The organism is Saprospiraceae bacterium, from assembly GCA_016719615.1.
Lineage (GTDB): Bacteria > Bacteroidota > Bacteroidia > Chitinophagales > Saprospiraceae > Vicinibacter.
Map to the genome: position 1 here is coordinate 2,115,632 of JADJYQ010000001.1, position 17,052 is coordinate 2,132,683.

The 17,052-nt window shown below is 37.8% G+C and carries 13 protein-coding genes and 5 pseudogenes; 9 read left to right on the forward strand and 9 right to left on the reverse strand.

The features are described from left to right. Nucleotides 1-116: 116 nt before the first annotated feature. Both IPM92_08720 and IPM92_08725 read right to left on the reverse strand, forming a co-directional pair. Nucleotides 117-1,626, reverse strand: a pseudogene (locus IPM92_08720) (hypothetical protein). 39 nt (nt 1,627-1,665) lie between these two features. Then, nucleotides 1,666-2,166, reverse strand: a complete 501-nt coding sequence (locus IPM92_08725) for a hypothetical protein (protein ID MBK9108442.1) — start codon at nt 2,164-2,166, stop codon at nt 1,666-1,668. Nucleotides 2,167-2,357: 191 nt separating this feature from the next. Here IPM92_08725 and IPM92_08730 point away from each other — a divergent pair, with 191 nt between their 5' ends. The 6 genes and pseudogenes from IPM92_08730 to IPM92_08755 all read left to right on the forward strand — a co-directional run bounded on the left by IPM92_08730 (nt 2,358) and on the right by IPM92_08755 (nt 6,121). Beyond that, complete coding sequence (locus tag IPM92_08730; protein ID MBK9108443.1) at nt 2,358-2,705, forward strand: hypothetical protein; 348 nt, start codon at nt 2,358-2,360, stop codon at nt 2,703-2,705. A gap of 176 nt (nt 2,706-2,881) precedes the next feature. Next, complete coding sequence (locus IPM92_08735) at nt 2,882-3,196, forward strand: hypothetical protein (GenBank protein ID MBK9108444.1); 315 nt, start codon at nt 2,882-2,884, stop codon at nt 3,194-3,196. Between the two features lie 311 nt (nt 3,197-3,507). Beyond that, nucleotides 3,508-4,011, forward strand: coding sequence for a hypothetical protein (locus IPM92_08740; GenBank protein ID MBK9108445.1), 504 nt, complete (start codon nt 3,508-3,510; stop codon nt 4,009-4,011). A 155-nt stretch (nt 4,012-4,166) separates the two neighbouring features. Then, the gene (locus tag IPM92_08745) at nt 4,167-4,661 is read left to right on the forward strand and encodes a hypothetical protein (GenBank protein ID MBK9108446.1); all 495 of its coding nucleotides are present in this window, start codon (nt 4,167-4,169) and stop codon (nt 4,659-4,661) included. A 258-nt stretch (nt 4,662-4,919) separates the two neighbouring features. Then, nucleotides 4,920-5,396 carry a hypothetical protein gene (locus IPM92_08750; protein ID MBK9108447.1) on the forward strand — a complete coding sequence of 159 codons (477 nt, stop codon included), beginning with the start codon at nt 4,920-4,922 and terminating at the stop codon, nt 5,394-5,396. Nucleotides 5,397-5,664: 268 nt separating this feature from the next. Further along, nucleotides 5,665-6,121 (forward strand): annotated as a pseudogene (locus IPM92_08755) (response regulator transcription factor). Nucleotides 6,122-6,246: 125 nt separating this feature from the next. Here IPM92_08755 and IPM92_08760 read toward each other — a convergent pair. The 3 genes and pseudogenes from IPM92_08760 to IPM92_08770 form a co-directional block, all read right to left on the reverse strand. Next, nucleotides 6,247-6,974 (reverse strand): annotated as a pseudogene (locus IPM92_08760) (DUF3307 domain-containing protein). Beyond that, entirely contained in the window at nt 6,971-7,237 is a 267-nt protein-coding gene (locus IPM92_08765; GenBank protein MBK9108448.1) for a helix-turn-helix domain-containing protein, read from the reverse strand. Before IPM92_08765 ends, IPM92_08760 begins: the two are co-directional and overlap by 4 nt. 11 nt (nt 7,238-7,248) lie before the next feature. Further along, complete coding sequence (locus IPM92_08770) at nt 7,249-7,482, reverse strand: hypothetical protein (GenBank protein ID MBK9108449.1); 234 nt, start codon at nt 7,480-7,482, stop codon at nt 7,249-7,251. A gap of 1,408 nt (nt 7,483-8,890) precedes the next feature. On the opposite strand from IPM92_08770, the pseudogene IPM92_08775 reads away from it, so the two are divergent. Continuing rightward, nucleotides 8,891-9,842 (forward strand): annotated as a pseudogene (locus tag IPM92_08775) (nucleotidyl transferase AbiEii/AbiGii toxin family protein). 126 nt (nt 9,843-9,968) lie between these two features. Here IPM92_08775 and mnmE read toward each other — a convergent pair. After that, nucleotides 9,969-11,295, reverse strand: a pseudogene (gene mnmE, locus IPM92_08780) (tRNA uridine-5-carboxymethylaminomethyl(34) synthesis GTPase MnmE). Nucleotides 11,296-11,705: 410 nt separating this feature from the next. Between mnmE and IPM92_08785 the strand changes: the two are divergent. After that, a complete protein-coding gene (locus tag IPM92_08785; GenBank protein MBK9108450.1) occupies nt 11,706-12,197 on the forward strand; it encodes a hypothetical protein in 492 nt (163 codons plus the stop codon). Here IPM92_08785 and IPM92_08790 read toward each other — a convergent pair. Genes IPM92_08790 through IPM92_08800 form a run of 3 tightly spaced genes read right to left on the reverse strand, consistent with a single transcriptional unit; the run spans nt 12,194 to nt 14,490 of the window. Then, nucleotides 12,194-13,567 carry a ferrous iron transporter B gene (locus IPM92_08790; protein ID MBK9108451.1) on the reverse strand — a complete coding sequence of 458 codons (1,374 nt, stop codon included), beginning with the start codon at nt 13,565-13,567 and terminating at the stop codon, nt 12,194-12,196. The genes IPM92_08785 and IPM92_08790 overlap by 4 nt on opposite strands. A gap of 7 nt (nt 13,568-13,574) precedes the next feature. Beyond that, nucleotides 13,575-14,264 carry a 50S ribosome-binding GTPase gene (locus IPM92_08795; GenBank protein MBK9108452.1) on the reverse strand — a complete coding sequence of 230 codons (690 nt, stop codon included), beginning with the start codon at nt 14,262-14,264 and terminating at the stop codon, nt 13,575-13,577. Nucleotides 14,265-14,295: 31 nt separating this feature from the next. Next, the gene (locus tag IPM92_08800) at nt 14,296-14,490 is read right to left on the reverse strand and encodes a ferrous iron transport protein A (protein MBK9108453.1); all 195 of its coding nucleotides are present in this window, start codon (nt 14,488-14,490) and stop codon (nt 14,296-14,298) included. 285 nt (nt 14,491-14,775) lie between these two features. Here IPM92_08800 and IPM92_08805 point away from each other — a divergent pair, with 285 nt between their 5' ends. Next, nucleotides 14,776-16,848: an RNA polymerase sigma factor gene (locus IPM92_08805; GenBank protein MBK9108454.1), complete on the forward strand. Its 2,073-nt coding sequence runs from the start codon at nt 14,776-14,778 to the stop codon at nt 16,846-16,848. Nucleotides 16,849-17,052: the final 204 nt, after the last annotated feature.

Below are 17,052 nucleotides of genomic sequence, written 5' to 3' on the forward strand. Positions count from 1 at the left end.
CTCGAGGGACTCCAACCTAATGCTGTATTTTGATGACCTGAAACGGCACCAGACATCGAACTTGATCCAACAGCTGTATTGCCAAATCCAGTGGTAAGTGATTTAAGTGTGCTTACCTATCGCAGTGTTTCTCCACTGGCACTATTTTGCAAAGCTTCGTATCCCACTGCAGTATTTTCAATAAGATTTCCATTTCCTCTGCCAACCCGAACGCTATTAATTAATGCATCACCTCCAACTACTTCAAATTTTGCAGTAGGTGATGTTGTACCGATGCCTACATTAGCACCAGATCCAAGCACTAGACTGTTGCTTGCACTGACCACAGCATTAGCACCTATAGCGGTGGCATTGCTCAAATTGCCCGATGCAACATTAGCTCCAGAACCCAAAGCAGTATTATTGTTTCCAGTGGTGTTTGACCGCAAAGAGTTAATACCGACAGCAGTGTTGTTAAATCCTGTTGTATTACTTTGCAATGAAAAAATACCATTAGCTGTATTATTATAACCTGTTGTATTACTTTCAAGTGATAAAATACCTGTCCCGGTATTTTGACTTCCGGTTGTATTGGCATTAAGAACAGAAGCACCTAAGCCGACATTGCTATTGCCTGTTGTATTGTTCCAAAGGGTAAAATATCCTAAAGCAATATTATCACCACCTGTGGTATTTCGATATAATGCACCATTTCCCATTGCTATGTTTGCGCTTCCAGTAGTGTTTGCTGGAAGAGGTTGACTCCCTATTGCAATATTGAAACTACCGGTCGTGTTGGATAGCATTGCATTACCTCCAATTCCAACATTGGAAGACCCTATGGTATTACTAAGCAATGCCATTCTTCCAATCCCGACATTATCAGAACCTGTTGTGTTATTTAAAAGACATGCAGAACCTAATGTAGTATTCCTGCTTCCTGTTGTGTTATTTTGTAAAGCGGCATTACCAACAGCAGTATTTTCATTTCCTGTACCACCGCCTTTTCCTACTCTTAGACCATTAATCAAGGCATCCGCTCCAGCTACTTCCAGCTTTGCTCCAGGTGTAGATGTTCCGATTCCAACATTCCCTCCATTGGTAAAAATATTACTGGAATTGACTACCCACTGTGAACCATTCCAGTATGGTGTATTTCCTGCTGCTGTACCTGGAGTGAGTAAACCAGCTGGTCCTTGAGGACCTTGTGGACCCATTGGACCTTGTGGGCCTGTTGCACCAACATTTCCCCGGGGGCCCGGTTGGGAGGGGGGGGGGCCGCCCCCCCCTCCGGCACTATTCACCAGTCCCCGGGGCCTCCTGGCCAATTGGACCTTCTGGGCCAGTCGCACCAAGATCTCCTTGTGGACCTTGTGGACCGGCGGGGCCTTGTGGACCCGCTGGACCTGTTTCACCTTGCTCGCCTTGTTCTCCTTGAGGCCCTGCTGGACCTTCTGGGCCTGTTGGGCCTTGGATTCCTTGCTCGCCTTGTTCTCCTTGGGGGCCTGCTGGACCTTCTGGGCCTGTTGGGCCTTGCTCTCCTTGCTCGCCTTGGATTCCTTGTTCGCCTTGTATTCCTTGCTCACCTTGTGGTCCCTGTTCGCCTGGGTTTGGTTGCGCCTTGTGGACCTTGGGCACCTGTTTCACCCTTAACCGATGATACGATTAAAGTTGCGTACCGCATCATTACATTCTTACCATTTTTGATGTACATGTAGCATAAACCTCCACGGCCTTTCCTGCACCGATGTACGCAATGGCTTTAATTGATAATGCATTTTCATTATCATTGTCTTTATCTAAAAATTGTTGAGTAGCTTCTGGAAGCGCAACTCCATCAACATAGATAGCCAGTTTGAACACTTCGCTTTTTGTTACAACAATATTTCCAGATAAGCTGACCTGATAATAATCGCCATTGGTTACAGTAATTTTATCATTGATATGATCCGGAGTAGTTTCAGAACTCTCCCCATTGGTTGTAAAACCAGTGAGCTTATACCAAACATTTTGAGTAGTCAGCGTTTGCGATGCAGTCCCAACACTCACAGATAGTTCTCCATAGTAAGGAGGTGCTATCAAGCTCATTTTATGTGTTGCGACAGGATTGACGCTTTCCGCTGTCACAGGAATCACTGAGCATAAAATAGCAATCAAATTTGCTAAGTGCAAAAGTTTCATTTTCATATTGAAATTTTTTATGTAGTTAAAAAATAGATATTTTACTTGTTGTCACAAAGTTGCTTTGCATTCAGTATGCAGTCTATTATTGAAATCATTGAAGTTCAAGATCAATTGCGATATTTATCAATGATTCCATTGAGTTAAGACCTTAACCATTGATTCTATAATCATGTATCTTTGTATGAATAAATTCTATGCGTTTAATTTATTGTCTTTTCTTATGTTTAATATTAACTGAATGCTTACCCGCTCAGAAACTATTAAGTATAAGAGATTCTCTCGAACTAAACATAGAGTTGATTGGCCCGGAGCAAGGGCTTTCACAAGGACAGATTAATGGGATCGCCGAAGATCAGGAAGGATATCTTTGGATTGCAACAAAAGATGGATTAAACCGCTATGATGGACATTCATTTCGTGTCTTTCGCAACGATCCTGATAATCTTTATTCGATATCGGAGAATTTTATCACGGCTGTTTATGTTGATTCAAGGAACTTGCTTTGGGTTGGCAACGAATTTTCCGGACTTGGAGCTCTTTGATCGAAAGCATGAACGATTTATTCATATTTCAAATGACAAAGCGATTCAATCAAATGACCAGGTTCATAATGTTTCAAGGATCATTGAAGATTTTTCCGGCAAATTATTATTCATGATTTGACAGGAAGTAAAATACAAGTCATTTCTTCGAAAACATCAACAATACTTTATCCTACTTGCCTCAGACGAAGTTGCTTGAATTGTATCCCGGATTAAAAAATCTTGACCTCCCTTTAAATGGTTTTAATCTACTTGCTATTACAAAAGATGGTACATTGTGGTATGCAGAAAATAAAGTAGTGTATGGCTATAATTTTTCTACTGATAAAGAATCTTATCTGATCGATGCAAAAAGTATTCTTTTGCATCCAACTGCTGCACCTTATGTGCAGACTTCTGTTGATAAATATCAATTACTTCAAAATCTCTATTTCCTGGATTCAAAATTGTATTTCGAAAATAGACCTTTGCACTCAATCCTTAATGCCTGACTTTCAGGTCTCTGTCTGTTCAGAGACTAGAGTAAATCAATTATTTTTCGATCGAAACAATCGCATTTGGATAAAACCAAGGTGCTCTTGAATTTTCTTCGTATTAATTCCGAGAAGGGAATCTTGGATACTGTAAAAATCAATCCAATATTTCAAAATAAATGGGATAATTTATCTTTGAAATTTTTATGCCAGGATAAGCATGATAACATATGGTGTGGAACGAATGGGTATGGGTTGATAAAATTGAGTGCCCGAAATGACTTGTTCTGCTCCAGTCAATTTTAATTACAGGGGAGCCTCAATTTATTTTGTATGATAAAAATGAAAGAAAATTATACAGAAACAAATTCAAGAATTTTGATTTAAACTTTATCAATCAATTAAATCTGGAGAATGAAGGTCTTCTAAAAAATTGGGTGCATAGGAGATTTGCACTTGATAGACATAATTCACTTTGGTGCATCGCCGATCATCTGTTAAAATATTATACCCTAAAAATAGATCCTGATGATCATAGTTACGTTAAGAAAGCAATTAATCCTAAAGATGCATATCCAGTCCTTTTTTCGGATCTCAATGGAGATATATGGTTGTGTTCTGTTGAAGAAAACACGTTGCCTAGAATTTATCGTCAAGAACAAAACATTAATAATATTAAGTTTCTTTACTTTCCTATAAACCAATACCAGGGAGATCGTAATTTTATTTGTGATTGGAAATTTACTGAAGGAAATCAATTTTGGCTTGCGACAATACATGGCCTCTTTAATTTTAATCCCAAAACTGAAACATGGAAAAAAATTTCAAGCTGAAAAGAATAATCAAAGCAGCCTTGCTTCTAATTATGTATTGTCACTTTGTTTTGATCCTGTTGAACCTACACGGTATTTATGGGTAGGAACTGATGGAGGAGGGTTGCATAAGTTTGATATCCAATCCGAACGATTCACAAGATATTCGATAATGGATGGATTACCTAATAATGTCATTTACGGCATTCAAAGTGATCAGCATGGCAATCTTTTGGATAAGCACAAATTACGGACTTTGTCAATTTAATCCTCGTAATTTAGAAATTCAAAATTTTACTTCAAAAGATGGACTTCCCGGAAATGAATTTAACAGAACACAGTATTTCAATTCTGATGAAGGTAAATTGATTTTTGGAGGAGTGAATGGCTGGACAAGTATTGACCCGGAGAACTATTATAAAAATAAGAAACCTTCACGAATAGTAATCAATAGAATTAAATTATTAAACAAAGAAATATTTTATAATACGGGTGACTCATCAGAATCGATAGAAACTTATAAACTCCCTTTGCCTATTGAACATTGTAAGCGACTCGAATTTCAATACAATCACAGGATGATAAGTTTTGGGTTCTCGGTATTGGACCTAACCAATCCTTCTGGAAATCGCTATAAATACAAAATGGATGGATTTAATAGGACTGATTGATGAGGAACAACGAATGAAGCAACCTATACGAATCTCAGTTCTGGCCAATATACTTTGAGTATTCGGCCGCGAATAGTTCGAACGTTTGGAGTGAATTACCTGCAAGTATAGAAATTATCATTCATCCCTCCTGGTGGGCTAGTTGGTGGTTCCGAATTTGCATTTTGATCACTGTTATGGGCGGAATTTATTTGTTTTATCAATACCGATTGCGCCAGGCTTTAAAATCCAAGCCATACGAAATCCATTGCAGCAGATTTGCACGACGAAATCGGGAGTACACTAAGTAGTATTTCTTTGGCCAGTTCATTAATTCAGCAAAAAATTAAATCGAATGAACCAGAAGTAAATGTATTACTCAATAACATCAATCATAATTCTGAGAATATTATGGAATCTATGAGTGATATTGTGTGGGCCGTAAATGTGAAAAATGATCGTTTCGATAGTGTCGTCAACCGCACTGGCCTTCGCATTCGAAATCCTGAACCTCAGAATATCCAGATTCATTTTGATATTCAGCCACAGGTCAATCTACTCGAGTTGAATATGCAGCAGCGAAAAAATGTCTATCTTATTGTAAAAGAAGCTATCAACAATGTTGCAAAATTCTCAAACTGCAAGAACTTCTGGCTCAACATAGCCTATTTAAATAGAAGATTGAGTATAAGTATAAAAAAGACGATGGTAAGGGTTTTGAATACAGCCAGAATGTTGAAGGAATCAATTGCATAAACCCGATGAAGACATCATAAAGAATTTTAGTGGCAACGGACTTTACAATATGCAGAAACGGGCTGAAGATTTGAATGGCAAATTTAGTATTAGCTCAACTCCAAATAAAGGCACACTGATCGAATTCGATTTTATAATTTATTCAGTTTAAAAATAAATCAATGAAATCATTGATGTTCATCTCAGATTGTCATCTTAAATTTGTCTTGTGCAAAATCTAAAAATATCCATTTTTGATGATAACAAACCCAGAAGGGATTTATTGCAATTGTTAATCAATTCAACGACAGGCTTTAGTTGTAAAAATGTCTATAATGACTGTCGCAATGTACTAAAAGAAATTGCAGCAAATACACCGGATATTATTCTCATGGATATTAATATGCCGCATGTAGATGGTATTGAAGGATTGAAATTGATAAAGAGCCAATTTCCTTGAAGGAGGAGCTCCGATGACGCCTACTGTAGCCAAGCAGGTCCTTACCTTGTTTAACAATAAACACCATCACATTCCAAAAAATGACTTTAACCTTACTGCACGCGAATCAGAAATACTGAAATTCCTGGTAGAAGGCTATAGTTATAAAAAGATTGCAGAAGAATGTAACGTATCTTATGCAACAGTGAATTCACATATCTGCCATATCTATGAGAAATTACATGTCTCTTCTGGGACGGAAGCAGTAGCGAAAGTACTGGAATACAGGATCATCCGAGATAAATAAATCAACCACTAAAATAATTTTTCGGTCCCGCGCTTACTCTAACACAAGCCAGTTTAATTTTTCCAGGATGAGCGAGTGTATGAAATTTGTATCTAAGTTGTTGATAAAATCAATGCTGAAAAATATCAGTTTATAGGTGATGAGATCTCCTTTAAAAAATACTGATACAACAATGCAAATGCAATAGCCAATCCAAAACTAACCAAAGTGCCTATCAGAAAATATTCGGTGAGTTTCCGGTCCTTTGCCCGCGAGAGATCATTAAATCTGAAAACCGATTTTGCAGCCATCAGCCATCCGATCGCAGGCCATTGATTTAAAACAATAAACCCAAAAACAAATAAACGTTCCAACATCCCTATGTACTTGCCTGCATTTTTGAGGGATCATCTGCACCGGCGTCTTCAAATTTCCAGGAAGCCAGCAAAAACATCATGATCACAGCGGAAACCCGCGTTATACAAACCAAGGCAAGTATGAGCAAGATCGTCGCATCTTCAAACAAGAAATCATTTGAGAAACTTACTGAGAAATAATAATGTGCAACTGCAAACAATACAGCAAAATGCAGGATCTGGTCAGCAAAAAATAAGAATTGGCCACCCCACTTTCCGCTTAAAGTTACCTTCATCAAATCGATCAGGTAATGAGTTCCTGCAACGATGGCTATGACCGGCCAATAATCGAAGTTAAATTGAAGCACGATTAGCAACAATAGCGCATGGACCAGTATATGCACATACAAATAAACAGATCTTCCCCGATGCGCTGCCTTGTCTTTAACCCACTTCTCAGGTTGCAGCACGAAATCTCCAAGCAAATGCGCCAATATTAATAAGAGTAATATGTTCATGGTAAGCGTTCCATTTGTTCCTGAAAATAAATTTCCATCTGCATCACCTCGTCAAAGCCTCCCCTTTTTAAAGCTTCACTCACCGTGCTTTGAGATTTTTTCATTTTTTTAGCGATTTCTAATTGACTCTTTCCGGGATTTTCCAGATTCTGGACGATGACTTTACTTACGGCAACACTCCATTCATTCATAGTAAGTAAAGCCAATGAGAACATCACATTCAAACTCCTGTCCAAATCCGTTTCTCCCGACAAAATAGCCAAATTTTGCTTTTTTAAGCTATCAAAACATTGACCGGATTTGATAAATGCCTCTCCGGAGGCTTCAGTGATTTTAACGATTTTCGAGGATTGCTTTCCAGACCGATACCTATGCGCACATCCAATCCGGGCTTTAGCCTGATCCCCGCTTTGATGTGAATAGCCAATTTCAAAGCCAAGTTCGCTTTTACCGCGATCTGAAAAACTATCGCCTCTGTAAACTTCCCAGTTCTTGCCCTCCGTTCCATATTGGCTCAGGATCCCTTAAGCTGGGGTAACCAAACGCGCTGTGGTCTGGCTGGGAGGACACAATATCTCCAGTTAAGACTGCAATCATAGATCATATTTGTCTATGCAAATATCGCTTTATAGACGATATTTCACAATATCGTTCTTAAATACGATAAAATAAAATTTTTCGGCTAGATTCGAACGATGGTGAAGAATGTACCGTTTTTACCAAATAAATGCAGGTAAGCATTCAATGGAAATTGCTAAAGCGATATAAATGCTTGTATATTTTAAATACAGGTGAATCTTTGCTTTTTTATTTCAATACATTCACCAACGTCGAAAGCTCGAATTCAGCAAAAGCTTCAGACGAATCAGATTTAGAACGTTTACCCAAGGATGATATCACAAATTGTGATATCATCCCTCCCTAGTCAATCAAGCAATTTTAAAATATAAATTGTAGGGTTTACAATTATGCCTGAATTTAGGTTATTTAGGGTATAACTAATGATTCAAATATTATGATTCATCAAATATTTGGGGGAAGCATCTCAATTCCACCTCTTTCTGAGGTCGCTAATTGCGTCCTCAAACTTCAAATGTATAGTGACTTTCTGATACAGAAAGTAATACATATTGATAATCAACATTTTATACTAGTATAAATAAGGCACAATTTTGTATTTCTTTACTGAAAGGTCAAGCTTTCTTCTCTATATAAAGAAACACTACATAATTATATTTGCTTGTTTATCTGTTATTTATAATATTTTTTGCATGAATTATGAACTATATTTTATATATTTTGGTTTAAATACTGTAAATTTGTGAATCATAGAAACATGGAACGCAAAATACTTGAATTAAAAGCAAAACTTAAACCAGGTACAGTTTACCGAGGGAAGATCTATTACTTTGGTCTAAATTGATAGATAGACATTTGGAGCAACTTCATGATGATGGCATCGTAGAAAAATTATCTCAAGGGCTTTACTATGTTCCTGAAAAGAGTGTCTTTGGCAATGTACCTCCAGATGAAAAAAACTTGTAAGCGCCCTTTCTTAAAGAGGATCATTTTAATAACCTCGTTTAATGCCTACAATAGCCTTGGTTTAGGAACTACACAATTGTACAATGAACGAATAGTTTATAACCGGAAACGTCATGGCGTAGTAAAATTGGGTAACGTTCTTTCATTTTCATAAAAGTTTGCCTTTCCAAAAAAAGCAACAGAAGAATATTTAATAGTTGAATTAGTAAATAATCTTGACCATTTAGCAGAAGATCAGGAAATGGTATTGACAAAGGTAAAGCTAAAGGCTCAGCAAATGAATAAACGAAATCTGAACCGCAATCTCAATCTTTATGGTAATGTAAGAACAAAAAAACTTCTTACTGCTGCATTTGCTTAATTTATATTACATGAAAAAGGTTTACTTACATAATCATGCCGAATTTGAAAAATATTATCCGTATTCTTAGTGATGAAATGAATATAGATGCTGGACTAATTGAAAAGGATTATTGGATTATGCACGTATTATACGCTTTAAAAGTAAACGGATATGAATATGAATTGAAGGGAGGAACATCCCTATCGAAAGGATATAAAATCATAGAAAGATTTTCAGAGGACATTGATATTCACATTCATCCGCCAACGGGTTTGGAATTAAATTTAAATCCCAATAATACCAATCCAGCTACATTAGCAAAGAGAATTAAATTTTATGATGACTTGTCCGAGGAGTTTGAAATCGAGGGTATTTCTAAAATAATTAGGATCACGAATTTGATAATGATAAAACTTATTTAAGTGGGGAATAAGGTTATTATATAAAAATTATTTTCCATCAACAGCAGGAGCAAAAGAAGGAGTTCTCCTCGAGGTCGGATTTGATAAAGCGGCTCCCAATAAAAAGATTACTATTTCTTCCTGGACTTATGATAGGGCTATATCGCAAATTCAGTCCGAGATAATTGATAATAGAGCAATTGATATACCCTGCTATCACCCAGATATACCTTTATCGAAAAGCTTCAAACAATAGCAACAAAATTTAGAAATGAATTGGAATCCGGGGAAATCAAGCAAAATTTTCTTAGACAATACTATGATGTAGCAATGCTTTTGCAACACGAACAGTTAAGAATTTATTGGTACTCCTCAGTATCAAGAACATAAAAAATTAAGGTTCCCCAAAACTGATTTTGATATCCCAATTAAGGAAAACGAAGCCTTTCTATTGGCAAATCGCGAGTTAGAGATAAATTTAAAGAAAGATATGAATCTACGAAAAGTCTTTACTATTCAGGACAACCTGATTTTGATGATTTACTGAGAATCATTCATTCGAACATCGAGAGACTCTAATGTTAAAATTGGAATTATGTCTCCATTCGAATTTAGACAAATTAAGCTTGTTCATAGCCAACTAGGCCATTAAAATCAACATTCAGCTAAAATTATCATATGTTTTTGTGAATTTGTATAAATTTATTACTTTCCGATACAAAACTTACTAAATATATTCCCCAAAATCTCTTCCGTGTGAATTTCCCCACTAATTTCCGAAAGTTCATAACTCATTCGACGGATTGACTGTGCCAACAGATCGGTAGCCTCGTTGGTAACTAACAGTCGTTCGGCATCTTGTAATGCATACTGGGCTTGTACGAGCGACTTCATGTGCCGCGCATTGATGGCAAAGGGAATGGATTCCAGGTGACAATTGCCGGTACCTAGTTGAAACAATTCATTTATGAGAATTTCCTTATGGAGTCCGGATTTAGCTGCTAAAGATATTAAGATACAATGTTCTGGAAGAATATCGGTATATGATTGCATTTTATATTCGGGATACAAATCCATTTTATTGGCAATAACGATTACTTTTGAACCATATGTTTTTAAAGCATCAATCTCTAACTTTAAACTTGTAGCATCCAGTTCGCCGGGATCAAAAACGTAGATCAAAATATCGGCCTGTTTTATTTTCTCCTTTGCGCGGACTACCCCCAGTTGCTCGATCTTGTCCTCAGACTCTCTAAGCCCGGCTGTATCGATAAAATGAAATAACAATCCGCGAATATTTGCCCGTTCTTCGATCGTATCCCTTGTAGTACCGGGTATGTCAGATACTAACGCCCGTTCGTCATTGAGTAAAAGATTCAGCAAAGTTGATTTACAGGCATTTGGTTTTCCTGCAATCACCGTCAGTATTCCAGTGCGAATGGCATTTCCTAATTGAAAACTATCCAGCAATCCTGGATGCGTTTATTTATTTGGTTCAATAATTTTTAAAACCAGCCAGTCAGCAAATTCCACATCTTCACTAAAATCAAGTTCCAATTCAATGAGACTTTGAAACTGCAACAATTGACTTCTTAGTTCCGCGATTTCATTCCGGATACTTCCTTTCAATTGATTCAATGCCAGCCTATGTGCAGCTTCCGTTTCTGAAGCAATCAAGTCGGCCACTGCCTCCGCCTGTGATAGATCCATTTTTCCATTGAGAAATGCGCGCTGTGTAAATTCGCCAGGCATTGCCAATTCTGCCCCATGTCGAGTCACAAGATTTAATAAACGATGGATGATAAATACAGAACCATGACACTGATTTCGACCACATCTTCACCGGTGTAAGAATGTGGTGCTTTGAATACAGTTACCAAAACTTCATCTAAATCCAAACCTGCTTCATCCCGTATTTTGCCAAATAAACATTGCGGTGAATTGCTGGATTGTATATTTTAACTGAAAATATTGCTTTCAAAATCGCAACAGATTTTTCACCCGACATTCTTATTACCGCAATGGCACTCATTCCGGGTGCAGTGCTTAAGGCGACAATCGGTGTAGATTCCTTGTGATCATTTTATAAAATACATGCAAAGCTAAATGGTTTTCTTCTATTCGTTAATTTAGGATTTTGATAAGGTGTGGATGAATATGTAATGGGGTTATGTGGTTTTCAATTCATGCTTGCGTTGGGGTTCCCGCAGATTTCCGCAGATTTAGTTCCCGCAGAAAGCGCAGATTGGCTTCATCCTACAGAATTTATCTGCGAAATCAGCGGGAACCCTTCATGCATTCAAAAGTACCCCAACAGCCACTCACTTTCATCACACACCATGCGGAAACTTATTTGCCATCCTTTTTGTTGAATCTTATGGATGTATATCCATTTGAATATTACCATGAGAAGGCATAACTTTGCCGCTAAACAAACGATAAATGAGCATTAAAGAGCAAATGGTCACCAGCGGAAAAAAATGGTGGCGTTATATAAAAATTACGTTCATGATTTTAGTGGCTTTGGGTTTAGCTTTATTGCTTTACCTGTTTTTCGCCGATTACAGCGAAGGCACACGCACAGGATACGTAACGAAAATCAGTCACAAGGGATATGTTTTCAAAACTTATGAAGGTGAATTGAATTTTGGATTCTTTGGAGGCACTGCTACCAAAGGTTTACCATCTGATAATGTTTGGTATTTTTCTGTGACCAATTCTAAAGTAGCAAAAGATGTTGAAGAAGCCTCCAAATCAGGTAGCAAAGTCACCTTACACTATAAACAAAAATACATTAAAATTTCACTGCGTGGGGATACCGAATATTTGGTTTATAAAGTAGAAGGCTTGCATCAAGCTCAACCCGCAACACAAACACCACCGCCGGCAAATCCACAAATTTTACCGGGTGCTTCACCAGATACGAGCCGTTAAAAAAAATGATAGGCTAACCAGGAGCTGAGATAAGCAAGTGCTCCCATATAAACAAATTGAATTACAGGCCACTTCCTGCTCTTTGTTTCTTTCCACATGACGGCAAATGTACTCATGCATTGCATGGCAAATGCATAAAAGAGGATCAATGACAAACTTGTTTTTGAATTATAAAATACAGATCCATCCGGTCGCAATTCCTGCGCCATTTTTTGTCTCAATAAAACTTCATTTTCAGAAGTACCCAAACTGTAAATAGTTGACATGGTTCCTACAAAAACTTCACGGGCTGCAAATGAAGTGATCAATGCAATGGAAATTTTCCAATCAAATCCGAGCGGTTCAAATACAGGCTCTATAAATTTTCCAATTTTTCCGGCAAAAGAATGCTCCAACTTCGTAGCATCTATTTCATTTTCCAATTGTATCGGATCTAATTGTTCTAATCTGCCTTTTTCCCGCAAATCCGTTTCAACTTGTTGCAATTCGCCACTCCAGGAAAAGCTCGCCAAAAACCACAAAACTACACTGATGATCAAAATGATGCTCCCGGCTTGCATGACAAATGTTCTCACTTTATCATAAACAACCAGCAGAACATTCTTCAAACTAGGCCATCGATAGTCCGGAAGTTGTAAAATCAAATAACTCAAATCATCTGATTTTACAAAAAATCGAATGATCGCAGCTGTAAGCAAAGCCAAAAGTATACCCAGGCAGTACAATCCCATGAATGCAATGCCCTGACTGTTGAATATTCCAAAAACTTCTTCATAGGGCACCACAAAACCTATCAATGCGGTGTATACCGGAATACGGGCAGAACATGGAATCAGCGGGATCACAAACATGGTGACCAAACGATCTCTTTTATTATTGATATTTCGCGTTGACAAGATGGCCGGAATTGCACATGCTCCGCCACTGATCAATCCAACCAGTGATCTTCCATTTAATCCGAATTTCCGGAGAATGTGATCAAACATGTAAACAACCCGGGCCATGTATCCCAATTCTTCCATCCATCCGATTAATAAAAACAACAAGGCAATTTGCGGTATAAAAACAAGTACGCCACTCAATCCCGGAATGATCCCTTTTAGAATTAAATCGGACAACCATCCATGAGGAAGCATTTCACTCAATACACCTTGTAAAGAAGCAAATGCGGATTCTATATAATCCATCGGGATAGATGCCCAGGAAAAAATGGCCTGAAAGACCAAAAACATGACCATTGTAAAAAAAACAGCCCCAAGCATAGGATGTGTTAGCCACCGATCCAATCGCAATGTCCGCGTATTGAGTTGTTCAGCGCCTCCTAATTTATTTTCTGCAATCCAGGATTCAATCAAGTGATACCTCGACATTGTTTCCTCAATTTGGAGGCTCAGTGATTTTTTTGTCAAATGTCTGCTGGGATGTAAATTCATCAATTCTTTGTGCGTAGTGTTTCCATAAATAAAAATGATATGGAGCTTGTTGGTCCTTCGATTGCTCAAATTCTTCAAGAAGTTCAGGCGAGAGTTTAAAAAATATTTCTTTGGCACTTGCATTTTCAATGAATGCTCTTAAATTTTTGATTTCTGTTTTGAGCAATTCAAGATTCAATGCGGTTTTTGTGCTCACCGGAATTGTTTTACATAACAGTTTCTGCTCCATAAATCGCTTGTGCACGTCAATGGTCTTTTGATCGACCTGATCGCAATTGCTTAAACACACTAACACCGGTATTTTCAAATCGATGATCTGGGTGAGCAGCAACAACTGCTTATCCAGCAATTGTATATCAGCGATGTACAATATAGCATCCGGTTGAAAAGAAGCTTTTTCATCCAGCAAAGCCTGGGTAAGCAAAAATTCATCGGATGTATTCGAATGCAAACTATATGCTCCCGGAAAATCTATGATTTCGATAGGTTCATGATGTAAGCCTTTAATGACTCCCGAATGTACTTCAACGGTAACTCCCGGGTAATTACCTACTTTTTGATGGAGTCCCGTCAAAGCGTTAAAAACACTCGACTTACCACTATTCGGGTTGCCAATTAATGCCAACTTAAGCATGGTGAGTGTTTAAATCCAATTCTTCGAGTTCTCATTCCTGAAATTCATCCTCTCTCAAGGCAAAATGACATCTGTCGACCGAAACATAAAAAGCTCCGCCCCAGGGTGACTTTCTCCATACATGTAGGGTTCTGCCCGGATATAGTCCCAAACTGATGATTCGGGCAGCCAATACCGGGTCCTTGATACCTTTGATGATAAAACTACGAGCTAAAAATGCTTCCACGGGGGCAAAAGTAAGTGGCTTTCGACGGACTCACTAATAAAAAAATGCAAGGCAACATCATAGCAGATGGAGGTATTTAAACAGTGTAAACACATCAAGACTAGTCGGATGTGTCATCCAGCAATTTAAATACGCTATCCTAAGCCTAAACCAGCGAAGATTAGCCAATCTTCAATCCACTTTCTCCTACTCAATGGAACCAAGGCAAATTCTGATTGTTAAATTAGCATCCAAAGCAGCGAATGCGACGGGAATCCCGTTATATTCGTAGCGTTGTTCAAACACATGGAAATTAACATAGCTATACCTTTAAATCCATCTGAACAAGAATTGGTTCAGGCCTGCTCAGAAAGACAGGCATGGGCTCAGCAACGAATTTATGAAGAACACTATAAAACCATGATGGCTGTTTGTTTAAGGTATTCCAATAGCAATGACGATGCTTTCGACATCCTACACGAAGGTTTTCTAAAAGTTTTTATAAATATTCAATCTTACGAACCAGGATCCCTATTTCAGGCTTGGATTCGAAGAATTATGGTCAATACAGCCATCGATTACTATAGAAGAGAATCCAGGCGAACCACTTATGATCTCGACGAAGCTCGATCCATGACTTATTCTAAGAATGGACCTGTGGAATCTATGACTGTCGAAGAGGTCATGAAAGCAGTGCAACAACTACCCCCTATATATAGGGCTGTTTTTAATATGTTTGCTATTGAAGGCTATTCTCACCGGGAAATTGCCGAGCATTTGGGAATTACAGAAAGTACATCCCGCTCCAATCTGGTCAAAGCTAGAACCAAATTAAAAGAAATGCTCCATGGAAAATCTGAAAACCGATTCGATCAGGATATAAAATCATTATTGGATTCCCATCAACCAGATGTTAAGCCTCAATGGGATCACATGCAATCTCAACTTCATGAAGCCTATGATGATGAAATCTTCGATGAAAAATTAAAAAAGGTCCTCAATAATGCCCAGGTTTACAATGAGCAGATGTCCTGGGAAGCTCTTGATCAGAAATTAAAAAGGCAGGCTGAACGCAAAAGAAAACTCATTACGGCACGGCTTATTGAATCTACTTTGTTCATATTGTTTTTATGGACACTCGACAATATTGGCATAACTCATTTGCTTCAAGACAAAATTCAAATCCAGCCTCAAGCAATTGCCATTGAAAAAGTTGATGCTAAGAATATAAATCTGGATTTCACAGAACAATCTCAAACGAATCCTGTCCAAGGATTTATTCCTTTAAATGAGCAAGACAAAAAACAAAATACACCTGTTTTAATTCAATCTGAACTCCTAAATTACAAGGAAAAGTTACAATCCATCGCATTTCAAAATGCAAACAGTCGTTTAGAGCATGTATTAAGATTAAATTCAGACAGAGGTCCAAATCATCGCACGCTTAAGAGTAATCCTAATTTATCTAAGAAAGAGTATTCAGAAAATCTTGAACGCCATGCTCATGATTATTTGAATTTCTCTGATATGCGTCTCAATTCTCAAAACATCCTATCACCACTAACTTGCATTTTGAGAATACCCGAAGAAATTGAAATGCCATTGATCGCAGAAGGTATTCAGCATACAACCAAGCCTGATCTAAATGCTGTAGAAATTTCAAAACAAATCATTCCTCTTCCAACTCTTTATTCCAAATCGATTGGAGTTTTTGCAGGCACTATGGTCAATATCATTCAATCGCCTTCTTTTATCGAGCCAGATGTAAATTACGTACAAGCCAAATTAGCTCATCAGATGGGTTTGAAATTTGATTTTCATCAGGGTGATTGGACCCTAAAATCCGGCATCGCATACCAACACATCAAATACCAACCTAATTATTCAGAAACGATGGGAAGTTTTGAAGGTGGCTATTTTAAAATTCATTTTAAGGAATTAGAGGCTCATCTGGTGAGTCTTCCTGTTGCATTAAGCAGATCGATCGCTTCCGGAGAAAAATGGGATCTTAGCTTGCATATGGGCTTATCGCTGACGGCTTCTCTTAAAAATAAATATAGTCTGGACACTGTTACAGATTTATCTTCCAACAATGTTCAAAATATCAACTTCAATCCAACGAGTTCAAGTGAAATTATATCCCGGGTACGCAATGCATCAAATAAGGGATTACTTGAAGGCGGAAATATCGGAACGAATTCTTATGCAAGTTTAATTGGAGGGGTCAGATATCAACATAAAATCACTCCATCCCTCTCTTATTTTGGAGAATTGGAACTTAGCAAAATGCTTGGTCAAATCGGCTTCGGTCCCAACAATGACAAATTCATCATCGTGGGTGTGAATACCGGACTTTCCATAAGGTTTGGGGGAATGTGATTTTGGGAAATAATAAAGCGAAAAGCTTAAAGCTCAAAGCCAAAAGCCAAAAGCTTTCATTCGTTATGAACGATGTAATTCAACCAATGCCTATTTTTTTGTAGCTAAAATCGCGGTCAAGTCATTCGAACTCAGCAATAACTAACGAATGTTAGTACTCCAAAAAAGAATTTACAAATTTCATCAACCCTCATCGCAACAATC